Source organism: Paenibacillus sp. N22P23 (assembly GCF_059383735.1).
This window is the reverse complement of record NZ_JBXENT010000001.1, coordinates 769,502-781,758: the sequence shown is the minus strand read 5'-3', so window position 1 is coordinate 781,758 and position 12,257 is coordinate 769,502. Positions and strand designations below refer to the sequence as shown.

At 47.0% G+C, this 12,257-nt stretch carries 18 protein-coding genes; 2 read left to right on the top strand and 16 right to left on the bottom strand.

The features are described 5' to 3' along the window. Window positions 1-37 precede the first annotated feature (37 nt). Both AC506A_RS03910 and AC506A_RS03905 read right to left on the bottom strand, forming a co-directional pair. Window positions 38-328, bottom strand: a complete 291-nt coding sequence (locus tag AC506A_RS03910) for a chorismate mutase (protein WP_495459661.1) — start codon at window positions 326-328, stop codon at window positions 38-40. 133 nt (window positions 329-461) lie between these two features. Further along, window positions 462-1,244 (bottom strand): hypothetical protein, encoded by a 783-nt coding sequence (locus tag AC506A_RS03905; protein WP_495459660.1) that lies wholly within the window; start codon window positions 1,242-1,244, stop codon window positions 462-464. Window positions 1,245-1,593: 349 nt separating this feature from the next. Here AC506A_RS03905 and AC506A_RS03900 point away from each other — a divergent pair, with 349 nt between their 5' ends. Continuing rightward, entirely contained in the window at window positions 1,594-1,959 is a 366-nt protein-coding gene (locus tag AC506A_RS03900) for an MmcQ/YjbR family DNA-binding protein (protein WP_495459659.1), read from the top strand. On the opposite strand, the gene AC506A_RS03895 is transcribed toward AC506A_RS03900, so the two are convergent. From AC506A_RS03895 to AC506A_RS03870, 6 genes are all read right to left on the bottom strand, one after another. Further along, window positions 1,956-2,549 (bottom strand): YdeI/OmpD-associated family protein, encoded by a 594-nt coding sequence (locus AC506A_RS03895; RefSeq protein WP_495459658.1) that lies wholly within the window; start codon window positions 2,547-2,549, stop codon window positions 1,956-1,958. The genes AC506A_RS03900 and AC506A_RS03895 overlap by 4 nt on opposite strands. A gap of 20 nt (window positions 2,550-2,569) precedes the next feature. Further along, window positions 2,570-2,974 carry a VOC family protein gene (locus tag AC506A_RS03890; RefSeq protein ID WP_495459657.1) on the bottom strand — a complete coding sequence of 135 codons (405 nt, stop codon included), beginning with the start codon at window positions 2,972-2,974 and terminating at the stop codon, window positions 2,570-2,572. Window positions 2,975-3,001: 27 nt separating this feature from the next. Then, window positions 3,002-3,478, bottom strand: coding sequence for a DinB family protein (locus tag AC506A_RS03885; protein WP_495459656.1), 477 nt, complete (start codon window positions 3,476-3,478; stop codon window positions 3,002-3,004). 161 nt (window positions 3,479-3,639) lie between these two features. Continuing rightward, the gene (locus AC506A_RS03880) at window positions 3,640-4,164 is read right to left on the bottom strand and encodes a DinB family protein (protein WP_495459655.1); all 525 of its coding nucleotides are present in this window, start codon (window positions 4,162-4,164) and stop codon (window positions 3,640-3,642) included. Window positions 4,165-4,292: 128 nt separating this feature from the next. After that, window positions 4,293-5,864: an MDR family MFS transporter gene (locus AC506A_RS03875; protein ID WP_495459654.1), complete on the bottom strand. Its 1,572-nt coding sequence runs from the start codon at window positions 5,862-5,864 to the stop codon at window positions 4,293-4,295. A gap of 17 nt (window positions 5,865-5,881) precedes the next feature. After that, entirely contained in the window at window positions 5,882-6,325 is a 444-nt protein-coding gene (locus AC506A_RS03870; RefSeq protein WP_495459653.1) for a MarR family winged helix-turn-helix transcriptional regulator, read from the bottom strand. Window positions 6,326-6,604: 279 nt separating this feature from the next. On the opposite strand from AC506A_RS03870, the gene AC506A_RS03865 reads away from it, so the two are divergent. Then, window positions 6,605-7,315: a MerR family transcriptional regulator gene (locus AC506A_RS03865; protein WP_495459652.1), complete on the top strand. Its 711-nt coding sequence runs from the start codon at window positions 6,605-6,607 to the stop codon at window positions 7,313-7,315. Window positions 7,316-7,327: 12 nt separating this feature from the next. On the opposite strand, the gene AC506A_RS03860 is transcribed toward AC506A_RS03865, so the two are convergent. The 8 genes from AC506A_RS03860 to AC506A_RS03825 form a co-directional block, all read right to left on the bottom strand. Further along, complete coding sequence (locus AC506A_RS03860) at window positions 7,328-7,981, bottom strand: HAD hydrolase-like protein (RefSeq protein ID WP_495459651.1); 654 nt, start codon at window positions 7,979-7,981, stop codon at window positions 7,328-7,330. Window positions 7,982-8,004: 23 nt separating this feature from the next. Next, window positions 8,005-8,346, bottom strand: a complete 342-nt coding sequence (locus AC506A_RS03855) for a DUF1801 domain-containing protein (protein WP_495459650.1) — start codon at window positions 8,344-8,346, stop codon at window positions 8,005-8,007. 20 nt (window positions 8,347-8,366) lie between these two features. After that, window positions 8,367-8,552, bottom strand: coding sequence for a CcdC protein domain-containing protein (locus tag AC506A_RS03850; protein WP_495459649.1), 186 nt, complete (start codon window positions 8,550-8,552; stop codon window positions 8,367-8,369). Between the two features lie 49 nt (window positions 8,553-8,601). Then, window positions 8,602-9,264, bottom strand: coding sequence for an MBL fold metallo-hydrolase (locus AC506A_RS03845; RefSeq protein ID WP_495459648.1), 663 nt, complete (start codon window positions 9,262-9,264; stop codon window positions 8,602-8,604). Between the two features lie 106 nt (window positions 9,265-9,370). Beyond that, the gene (locus tag AC506A_RS03840; protein WP_495459647.1) at window positions 9,371-10,228 is read right to left on the bottom strand and encodes an AraC family transcriptional regulator; all 858 of its coding nucleotides are present in this window, start codon (window positions 10,226-10,228) and stop codon (window positions 9,371-9,373) included. Between the two features lie 70 nt (window positions 10,229-10,298). Further along, window positions 10,299-10,523: a hypothetical protein gene (locus AC506A_RS03835; protein WP_495459646.1), complete on the bottom strand. Its 225-nt coding sequence runs from the start codon at window positions 10,521-10,523 to the stop codon at window positions 10,299-10,301. Beyond that, the gene (locus AC506A_RS03830) at window positions 10,520-11,245 is read right to left on the bottom strand and encodes a phytanoyl-CoA dioxygenase family protein (RefSeq protein ID WP_495459645.1); all 726 of its coding nucleotides are present in this window, start codon (window positions 11,243-11,245) and stop codon (window positions 10,520-10,522) included. Before AC506A_RS03830 ends, AC506A_RS03835 begins: the two co-directional genes overlap by 4 nt. Window positions 11,246-11,369: 124 nt before the next feature. Beyond that, the gene (locus AC506A_RS03825) at window positions 11,370-12,257 is read right to left on the bottom strand and encodes a LysM peptidoglycan-binding domain-containing protein (protein WP_495459644.1); all 888 of its coding nucleotides are present in this window, start codon (window positions 12,255-12,257) and stop codon (window positions 11,370-11,372) included.

The window sequence follows — 12,257 nt, the reverse complement described above, 5'->3', positions numbered from 1 at the left end:
CTGTTCCTTCATGCTGTAATGTTATCCCCGTGATTCGTTACCGAGGTACACTTATGTTCCTTAACTCCTCGTGCCTGGCGATCACTTGATCCATCACACATCTGAATATAGCTGTCGCATAATTAGCGTTTAGTCCGTGAGCTTCCGACAATTGCACGATTTTGAGAAACTGCTGCGTTTCGCGGCTTGTATCCTGGGCATTCAAATTGTGGTTTGCTTTATAGTTCCCTACTGCTTCCGTCAGTTGGAACCGTTTGGCAAGCAGCGCAACCAGCTCGTTATCAATGACATCAATGTTTTGTCTGAGTTCATCCAATCTAGTAGTCATCTAAAGTCTCTCCTTAGTCGCTTAGCAAACGTCGCAGTTTCGCGCTTTGACGCTTTTTTGCAATAAAGCAATAATAGCTACTAGATTACCACAATTTGAATCGTTATGTAAGTGTAAAATGTTCGGAAATCACTCAATGAATGAGCCGAATCATCTGTACAATCTGCCTGTTGTCGCCTGACAGCACCGTTTCGGCAGCTTGCATTTGCGATGAACCATCACCATCAAGGAATATCCCATCCGCTAACTGGCCATCTCCAATTTGCTCTATAATCGCCATTCGAAACTCAGCAAGCGTCCCCTTCGTGCTGCTCACAATTAAGTACAACATTCCCGAGTAGTCATAAACGGCTGCAGTTCGGAGCCTGTTATCGTCCATATTGGGTGCATGCTCACGTTGTGCTTTCATCAGCCACCCCTCATCATCTCCAAGGTTCATGCTGATTCCGCCTTGCGCCCAGAAATGTCTCCGATCCTTCACTTGCAGCTCAGAAACGTTGGATACGACCTGAACACTCAGTTTATTACCTGCTGCATCCCAGACGAGTGTGCCGCGCGGGTATTTCGCATTTTCCGATCCGGAGCCATAATGATTTAATTCGCCCGCTACCGGGTTTCCATTCACAACCGCCATACTGAGTAGAGCGGATTCATAGAAGAACCCACCGTTAATGCCGTAATAATCGGATAACGTAATATTTTGACGTATCGTTTCAAAGGTTATATTCGATGGCTGCGTTTGCAGCACATGAAGCTTGAATCCGTTTGACGCTCCCCGCTCCATATATTGATAATTATGCGCAGGATATCGAACCACTCTCGGTGTATGATGGGCATTTAATGCTTTCACCAGCAAGAGTAACATTCCGCCGAGAACCGCTGCGATTCCCAGCAGAATGGTTGATGCCCGAATCATACGCCATCTAGTTGACAGTTCCAGACTAGCCACCTTCTCTTAACTTGCTATATCTATTAGAAAACGAAATCTTACTTAAATGGTTTGAACGACGATCCAACTCCACACGCCTGCTGCCATGACGACCCCACTAATTAGACACATAAAGAGAACGGATGTTTTCATTCTCTAACCCCCTCATTAGTCAAGCTGCACTACACTTATACTGACTCGACTGGGCTTCAAAAGGTTGCACCAAACATGATCTGCTTGAAATGCGAACTCTTTCCTGTCATGTTTATATAAGGAGAATGCAGAGCTTGTCTTGCAGAGTCAGACAAGCCGGTCATTTCATAAGGAGGACAAACGAATGAATCATCCAATTGGGATGCAAACACCGGAAGGCATTCACATGCTGGAACAGGTTAGAAAAATTTGCAGCAGCCTTCCCGAAACAATCGAACTCATCGACGGGCATGGTCATAACACGTTTAAAGTGAAAGACAAATCGTTTATTATCATGAGCGATTATGGCATGACATTTAAGTCTGATCTGGAGAATCAAGAAATTATTTTGCAGCAGGAGCAATTCTACAAACCCAAGTATATCGGGCATCGCGGATGGGTCGGCGTGAATTCACCTACGGATTGGGATCAGATGGCCGTTCTATTGAAGGAAGCTTATTTGCATGCTGCGCCAAAACGACTGGTTAAACAGCTCATGGAAGTGAATTAATCATTTAATCCTTTGCCGCTGAGAATGTGTTCCGTATATTTTTCAACCCGTGACACTCTTGTTTTGGATTGTTTCGGTTCAGAGAAATGAAGAAGATAAGCTCTTTGTCGTCCCGGCGTCAACGCCTCGAAAGCGGTTTTCAATGCCGGGACTTCACCCAGTTTCGTTTGAAACTCTTCGGGAACAGCAAATTCTGTATTCTTCTTGTAATTCACTTCCACGCCGGATTTTTCAACCTCGATTGCTTCACGAATATAGGCTTTCAAAGTGGATTCCATGGCCACGATTTGTTGAACACTGGTGAACCGAATCTGGCGTGCGGCCTGCACATTCTCCGTTTGCTGAATGAGAATGCCCTGCGGATCTTTTAACAAAGCACCTTTGTGAAACAACAGCGCGCAGTATTCTTTAAATCCGTGGATTAAGACGATGTTCTTATCCTGAAACGTGTAACAAGGATGCATCCATTTAAAATCTTCGGTCAGTTCACAATCCAGAACGATATTTCTTAATTCCTCGTATTCTTCTCGCCAAGTCTTGGATGTACTTAAGAACACATCCACTTTATGGTTCAATCGGCTATTGGTCATCAAATTACACTCCTCTTCAACTATCCGTTCATTTTGCTAAAGTCCATATAGAGCACATTCCACTTATGCCCGTCTAGATCCGCAAACCCTGCGCCATACATCCAGCCTGCATCATGTGCCTTGCTATAGATCGTTCCACCGGCAGCAGCGACCTTCACGAGCAGTTCGTCCACTTCTTCCTTGCTGTCTGCTCCAATGGAGAGCAATACTTCTGATGCTTCATTTGGGATTGGACTGCTTGTAAACGTCCGGAACGTTTCTTCCGGAAACAGCATCACGACAACATTCTTCTCCCCAATGATCAGCCCTGCTTTATCATCCTGATCTTCGAACTGTTTGTTCAATGTAAAGCCAATTTCTTGGAAAAACGCTTTCGATTTGCAGACATCCTTTACAGGCAGGTTAATCCAAATATCCTTCGGCATCTCTGAACTCGCTCCTCTATCTATGAATTAATTGAACAGCCCTCTTCGAATGAGATTGGCCGTTATCGGCTTCAATTCCAGCTCACGTGACCATATCGACAATTGCCCCATGTGATGAATTTCATGTGCAAGGACATGTCTCATAATTTCACCGTATTTAAATACTTCTGTCTCGCCTTCATCGTTGATGTCGGAGAGGATCTTCTCTTCCAAGCTGTCGCTCCAGCTATATACGAATGAGGCAATTTCCGCGTGACATTGCTCCGAATATTCTTTTATTTTCCCAATCGTTGCATACTCTTCGAAGGGCGGCATCTGAGGTTCGGCTTTGCCCTGCAAGCCGCTTATCCAGCTGTATTCGACATCGATAATATGAAACAAGGTATAGAGAATACTGCCCACTCCGCCAACACGTGTCTTAAGCAATTCCTCTTCAGATACGTTCTCACACCATGCAAACCAGTCCTGACGGACCTGCCAATTGTATTCAAACAGTTTCAGCATTTGACGTGGACACTCCTTCGCGAACAGAATTTACGGTATCATTCTTCAACATCATACCTATTCGCCAACGTGTTCGTAAATCCTGTCTTCCAGATGCGAACATCATGACCCGGCAAGCCAGAAAATAAATAAGCCGCGAACGTTGATCGCGGCTTCCTAAATTAAGTTAAACGAGGCAAATATCGTTCACGTACAACATTCATATGATGTTCAGCATGTCCAAGGATGAAATAAGCACCTGCAGCAGCCGACGTTTTCGTTTCATTTAGGATGCAGAATTGCTGGATTTCCGTTTCCGTTAAACCGTGGATCAGTGAAGAAGATGCGGCTCGCACCGTACGGTACTCCTCGATTAAATCACTAAGCGGACGTCGATCAAAGTTGGTTAAGCTCACATACACGTCAGCATGCCTTGGCATTGGGGTCAAATCTCCCCGTCCGGCAACAAGAATCCGATACGTCATCAACCGCTCAGTGTCGATAATATGACCCAGCACGTCTTTGAGACTCCATTTGCCTTCCGCGTAGCGAAATAGGCTTTGATCCTCCGTCAGCGAACTGTACAACTCGCAAATTTGTTTCCCTTGGCTTACGAGAAGCTGATGAATATCACCTTCATCAACCGTTGCATAGTAATTGTCCCATACAGCGATATATTCCCCTGCTTTCGGTTTCGGTATGTACATACTGCTCACCTCATTCGCAAATTTGTAATAAACCGTATTATATCAGCTTCTGCATGTTTTGTATGGGTATTTTTCCCACTGTGATTATGAAAAAAGTGGACAGCTCCAATGCTGTCCACTTCAATCCTTTAAAGCATATCCGGTTCCGCTTTGAATGCTTCCTTGCCCTCTTCACTTCTAGGCATGCGAAGTTTGCCGAAGAAGATGGCCGCAACCAATCCGATCAAGACGACAACTATACCGATCACGAACACAGACGTAATCGCATTGCTCAGAATGCCTTGCAAGGCGGCAAGCAGCTTATCCGGTATTTGCGCCTTCACTTCCGGCTGAAGCAGCGACTGTGGATTGGCAAACTGACTAAGCTTATCTGCCGGGATATCGGTGAAATCACCTTGAATGTCTTTGATCCCGCTTGTCATGTTATTCGTCATAATAACACCCATGATCGCAACACCAACCGTACCGCCAATGGAGCGTGTGAATTGCGTAGTCGAGGTTGCAACTCCGCGTAGATCATGACCAACCGCGCTTTGAGCTGCAATTGTGAGTACTGGCATAAGTGCACCCATACCGAAACCGATAATAATCATGTAAATAATCAGTTCGAATCGGGTTGTATCCACACTCATTTGAGACATAAAGAAGTAACCTATTGTCATAATCGCCATAGCTGACATCACGATTGTGCGGTAGCTCAGCTTCTTAATGAGAATCCCGCCGATGATACTGGAGAGAATAAGCGACAGCATGAGCGGAGTAAGAATGTAGCCGGAATTTGATGCTGACGTACCGATAACAGCTTGTGAGTAGAGCGGAATGTACGTAATCGCGCCGAACATCCCCATTCCCATCATGAAGCCAACAATACTGGAGACCGAAATCGCTTGAAGCTTAAACAATTTAAGCGGAATGATCGGCTCCTTCACTTTGGATTCGATCCAAATGAAGATCAGAATGAGCAGGATGCTCGCTCCGAACAAGCCGAGAATTTGTGGTGAATCCCAAGCGTAATGCGTGATGCCGCCTTCTGCTGGACCGCTTCCACCCATTTCAATGGCGAGCAAGAAGGCAACAACCGCGCCTGTAAGCGTTGATGCGCCGCCCCAGTCGATCGATTTTTTCTCCGTGCTTTTTGATTCTTTCAATGCCATGGATAGAATGATAGCTGCGAATATGCCGAACGGAAGATTGATGTAGAAAATCCACTGCCAAGCAATATGGTCAACGATAAATCCACCTACTGCGGGACCTAGAACACTGGACAATCCGAATACCGCTCCGAAAATACCTTGCATTTTACCACGACGATCCGGTGGGTAGATATCCCCGATAATGGTCATCGCGATTGGCATAAGCGCACCTGCACCGATACCTTGGATCGCCCGGAAGATAATGAGCTCCGTCATATTATGAGACAGACCGCAAAGAGCTGATCCTACCAGGAACAACCCCATCCCGATCAAGTAAACAAGTCTTCTGCCGAACAAATCGGCAAGCTTTCCGAATATCGGAACAGCCGTTGTTGAGGTTAACATATAAATCGTAAAAACCCAGCTATACAGACTAAAACCGTCTAGCTCTGCAATGACATGCGGCATGGCCGTCGATACAATTGTTTGATCGAGCGATCCGAGCAGCAAGCCCAGCATTAGTCCTGTCACGATCCAGCGTAGCTGCCTTGGACTTAAATTTGTCATGGTACCACTTCCTTCTGTCATTTTTCCTCGAGAACTTGCAATAGCAGTTTAAACGCATCCGCGATGAGATCTACCTGATCTTCTTCCAGCTGTCCGACCAAGTTAGTGAACCATTCCATTCGCTGCTTACGAATGTGTTCAACGGTTTCCTTGCCTTTCTCCGTTAAGCTTAATTGTACGACTCTGCGGTCATCCTCCGGTCTCGTCCGTTCAATGAGGCCAAGCGCAACAAGCTTATCCGTCAATCCCGTAGCAGCGCCTGATGTAATGCCGAGGAGCTTCACGACATCATTCACCCGGCAAATTTCCGTACGTTTTAAATACATCAATACGAAAATATGCCCATTCGCGAGGTTAAACGGATTTTCAAGCATCTTCATCTGATTCTTCGCTCTCTGCGCAAATCGTTCCATGAGGAGCTGAAGCTCAGCTAGTTTATTTCCGCCTGAAATGGTCATCATCCTCCCTCCGATCTGAACAATGCGTTACTTTCCTTCATCAGTTGCTTACCCTCTCATTATCTTACTGGATAAGATATTAGGCCTCTAAGAAAATACTACACTTTGACAGCTGGCGTCAATAGTTTTGATATAATAATTTTTACATATTATTTTGTTACTCAAACAAAAAAGCCTGAACGATCGCGTATTTAGGCGATTGTTCAGGCGATTGCCAGTAGGCTTACCATCTGGTAATATGGATCATTAACGATCCGTTTAGAATCGAGGTGAAGCGGAGTCATGCAACCAATCTATAAGCCAATCGAGATTGCCAGAGAGCTGCAGATCAGTACAAGCGCTTTACGACATTATGAGTCTTGGGGTGTCGTTCCAGCCCCCGAACGCGGTTCTAATGGTTATCGCCTCTATACCCACACCCATTTGGCTTATTTCCGATGCTTGCGTACGATGTTTGCCGGATTCGGTGTCGCTGTCACCTGTGAAGTTCTGCGTCACATCCAGACGGGCCGAATGGATGATGCTTTCTGGCTAGTGAACAAAGAACAGGCCCTGCTGCAGCAGGATAAAACAGCCGCAGATCAAACCTTGGAACTGCTTCATCACTTGGAGCTTCCCGCTTTCGTTGATTCGAGGAGGAAACATCCGATGTCCATTGGCGAAGCGGCTGCTTATACCGGAGTCACAACATCTGCTCTCCGTCACTGGGAGAAAGAAGAGCTCCTCACGCCACTACGCGACTCGGACAACGGCTATCGGCTGTATACCCCTCTGCATATCCGGCAAATCCTGATTATCAGGACGCTAAGAAGTACCGTTTATCTACTCCGAAATTTGAAAGACATCGTTCATGCCGTGGAGCACCAGAGCGTTGAGCAAGCTAGAAAGCTGACAGAGACTGCAATTCAAGGCATCCATGCGCGAATTCGGAATCAATTTCAAGGTGTTCATCAATTGATTGAGCTATGTCGAACAGTTAAGCTAATGGAGTGATTCCGGCGATCCTTACTTGGCGCCACCTTGGAACAGTTCATGCAGTTCCCGAACACTTCGCACATAATGCTTCGGCGATTGCGCCAGCAATTCTTCTTCACTTCCATAACCATACTCTACCGCGATAGATGCAACTCCGTTACGATGAGCGCCGATCAAGTCATGTTTACGATCGCCGATCATAACGGCCGATGCCGCATCAAGCTGCTGCGAATGCAGAATATGAGCGATAATTTCACTTTTATCCGACATTGAGCCATCGAGATTGCTGCCGCAAACATAATCGAAATAGGTATCGATTTGGAAATAGGTTAAAATCTTCTCCGCAAATACGGTTGGTTTGGACGTCGCGACAATCAAAGTCCGTTTTTGTTCCACAAGCAGCTCTAGCAGCCCTCGTATTCCGCCATATATCTCATTCTCATAGATGCCTTTATCGGCAAAATACTCACGATAATAATCTACCGCCGTTCGCGCTTCAGATGCAGTGAAACCATAGCGTTCTTGAAAAGAATTCGCAAGCGGCGGCCCGATAAACGGCTCCAACAGATCCAAATCGTGCTCGATGATCTTGTATTTCGCCAGCGCGTACTGTACTGCTCTTGTTATCCCTTGTTTCGGATCGGTAAGCGTTCCATCCAGATCGAACAATATCGCCTTATACATGATGAGTGCACGCTCTCTCTCGTCTATAATGTGCTCGACGCCTCCGTAAGCACCTTACCTAGTAAGGCCAAGTCAATCGGATCCCCTTCACGAAACTTCATCCATCTTCGTTCCGTCGGCCCTTCAAATTTTCCATCCGACAGATCAAGATTCGACGTATTGAAGATCATAAACGTAACCGTATCTTTCGCCGTGCTGATGACTGCTGCGTATTTGCCGTCCTTTATAAAATGCGGCTTTTTGTACTGAATACGCTCATCAATCGATGGAACTGTCTGATGAACCATTTGACGGAGTTGATTACAAGCCTCAACCTGCCATGGTTGTTTCAATTCCTCGATAAAGCTGCTGACTTCTTGATTCATCCTCCACACGCTCCTCAATATTATTCGGATACTTGCATGTTTCCTGCATAAACGGTACGGAATTTAATATAACTTGCGACACGCCATGGAATGACGTAACCGACAGCCACCAGGATAAAAATAGCACTTAGTTCATTCGGATCCAGATCAGACAAGTAGTCTCGCATAAAGAGTCGAATCAATAGCAAGCCGACAAACGAGATCATGAACCCGATGCACCGGCAACGAAGATCAGGATCGTGATCACTTGAACATTCATTTGACGATATCAGCCAATCGCTCTTGCAAATTCTCCGAACAAACGCCGCCATGATAAGTAATGGCCGTGGCAATATCAAGCTTTTGGAATTTCTTGACGGAAGCAATCGCCGTGTCCCAATCCGGGGTGAAATTAGCGGCAGGCGGCATCAGTACGCCATCGTTTGAGGTAAGCGCGTCGCCCGTAACCAGCGTCTTGCTTGGAATATGATAGAGCGCGATGTGATCCGGCGAATGGCCCGGTGTATAGATGACTTGCAAACCGCCGGCAAACGGCAGCTGCTCCCCATCATTCAGAACAGTATCAACCTTGACAGGAGGTACCAGTGTCTTACTCTTCAGAAGCGGAAGCTCGCCGGCAATGTAAGGGACTCCTACTTCATGAGCAAGTACCTTAATACGGCCATCAAACAATTCCACAAGCTCAGGAAGCGAGCCGATATGATCACGGTCTTGGTGTGTGATGATGATTTTGGTCAGATCAGTCAGATTCAAGCCTTCCTTGGCCATTGCCTCTCGAATCACCTCTACTTGTCCGGGTATTCCGGTATCCACGAGGATAAGCTCCTGCTCGTCCCAAACAAGTGCTGCATGGACAATGAAGTCATTCCCATTCGCCAACATAGGCAGCTGAAGCGCCTTAATGCCTGATTTCTCCAAGGTTACTTGCCACTCCTCTCAACTTTGCAAACTTGTACACTCTTCCTAATAATCGTACCATTTGTGCCGCATGAACAAAAGTCAGTTACTTTCACTTCACTAGTCTTTATTTCTTATCCGCCATAAAATTTGTTTGCGCCGAACGAATCGTTTGCTTGTATTTGCCCGGCGTCATGCCGAACGTCTTCACGAATTGGCGGTTTAAATACGCAGCGTCACCCATCCCGCATAATTGCGCCAGCTGGCTGAGCGGCTCCTCAGTCGTCTCGAGCAGACGCTTCACCTTGTTCAGCCTCATTTGTCTGAGCATCTGCATCGGGTTAATGCCATAGGCTTCTTGAAAGGCTCGGTCAAAATAATTCGTATTCAAGTGAACCTGTTCCGCCAGCATATCGCGCGAAAGCTTCATTGCCATATGGTCAGCCATATAACGAATAATAGGAAAGAATCGATCATACTTCGCGGAAAAGGCTTCGCTGCGGCCGATTCTACCCTGTGCTTCCCAGCTCTCGAGAAGCATTGTAGACAATCGAAGCATATCTGCAGCTAGTGAAATTTCGCGAAATGACGAGCTGCTCTTCCAAGTGCGAAGCAGTGACTGAAACACGAGACTATATGCGTCTCCATCTAGAAGTTGCACTACGGGCTGCACTTGATAGAGCTGAAACAGGTCTACGTTATAGCTCGTTTGAATCTGTACCGAAACCCATTCATGAAGGCCTGGCCGATCCGCCCGTTCCGAGAACGGCAAAAAAGGAGGGTGCAGCATAACCCCTCCTTCGCGTACCTCGTGCTGTTCGCCATTCGTCGTTGTGATTACTTGCCCTTGCCGCACATGGCTGATAACCCAATTCGGATACATAATGTGCTGATGATTAAGGGACTCGTATTTACCTTCGTCCACCATGTAGACGTTGACCTGCCACTGATCGAAGCTTGTGCTAATAAGCGATCTGGTTTCCACCGGTTCCCCCGCCAATCCTATCAGCTAGTATACTCCTAGTTTACACCAGCCGTAGCATCGTTTGGAAACGTTATTTCATCAGCTTCGCGTCAATCTCATTTCGAAGCGCTGCTTCATCGACAGCACCGATCCATGACCCATCGATGGAAAGCGCCGGTCCTCTTCTGCAGCCTACGCACTGATTCAGGCAGTGAGATAAGGAGACATCATGACCTTCTTCGACGAGCTGATCAAGCGTCGTGCCGTGTCGATTCTCTTGCAAATTACGCAAACAAACAACGATGACTGTACTCATTTGGCAATCAGTGCTCTGCCGTCTTGGGCGATAAGCGGCCCATTGTCGAACACTTTGCCGGTTACCGGGTTCTTAGCGCCTTCAACCGAATATTGAATGACATAAGCTTTGCGCGTATTGTCACTTTGATTCGGCGTGCTGCGGTGAAAGAGGAGCGAATGAAAGATCACCATGCTGCCTTTAGGCAGCGGAACCGGTTGACCCGGATCTTCGCCAAAATAACACTGCCAGCCTGTGTCCGTCTGCACATGCTCGACATATCCTTGCAGATGCGATTCGGGCTGAATCCATATGCAGCCATTCTCGATGGTCGCATCGTCGAGTGCCAGCCAGCAGGTCATATAATGAACAGGATCAGTCGGCACATAACCATTATCCTGATGCCAAGGGAAGTCTTTCTTCGCCTCCGGTCGTTTATAGACGGATTGATCCCAGTACAGCCGGATGTCTCCGCCCAGCACACTAGTGGTCAGATCGACAAAACGTTGATCGCCGATGAACTGCTCCAGCTCCTCATTCCGTCTAGCCAAATTGCATGTGAAATTAATTTGATTCGGAATATTGATGAAACCTTTGCCGCTCTGTTTCAACGCCTCTTCGCCTTCCCAATCAAAAACGTCAATAATGGCGCGAATTCGGTCCATCTCATCGTCTGTGAATAGATGATCTAAGATAACATATCCCAACTCATGATACTGCTTCAACTGTTCCGCATTCAGCATGTTTCATTTCACTCCTCGATAGTGGATGAAGAAGGTGGTTTACCTTTATTATCAAGGAGATTCGAGCATCGGACAATGAACAGGTTCCAGCAGTTATTGTACTTTTTCCACCACCCTAGTCCGATTAAATCATCTGAGCATCATTGAAGCCGATACGACCCAAATGGCCGACCTGACCGGTGCTCCGAACCTGCACTTGGTCATAATATTCCAGTCCGCCTCTAGGACCTTCTTCATTCGTGCTGCTTGGAATGTTCCATCGCATCGAGAAAATCTCCGTACCGGCAGGTAACGGGATCGAAGTAGAACTCCCATTAGGCTCCGAATACAAACGTTGATCTGCCGTTAAGAGATGCAGCCGCTTGGTCACCTCCGGCACTAATTTCGCTCGGCGCAAGGCCTGCTTCGCAAGTTCTGCCACATACGGTGCTTTATCTTGCAGAGCCGACTCTAATGCGGCCTGAGTTGCTTCGCCTGTTGCGATTCGCCCTAAACTCATTACCGTGTAGTATCGCACCGTTTCACAAGCATGCTTCAGCAGCGGCACAAGGAACGGAACCGCTGTTTCCCCGAGTGTCTCCCACTGAAAAGAACCAATATAGTAAATGCCATGCTGCTGCATAGAGTTGAGATTGCAGTCTGGCGGTGCGGCCGTTTTCTCCCATTCGGAAGCTAAGCGTATCGGATCAGGTACTGTGAAGCCAGCAAGCAGCTCACTTCCAACCGTTAAAGGCGCGGCTATCGAAAGTCGATTACTAGATGCTAAGGCAGCCGGTGTTTGATGAAACTGAGGCGCTAAGCAGGTTAACGAATCCCCGTATTGAACGACATAATAGGGATATCCGCCGGCCCTTTGGTAGTCGATGCCTGCGTCCGGAATCAGAATGGGTTGACCTATCAGAATCAATTGCGGGTCACAGATCACATTCACTTCCAACAGCCTTGCGACACTTGAGCCGAAGCGGTCAGCGATTCGCTCTAATGTATCGCCGCCTTGAACGACATAGATCAT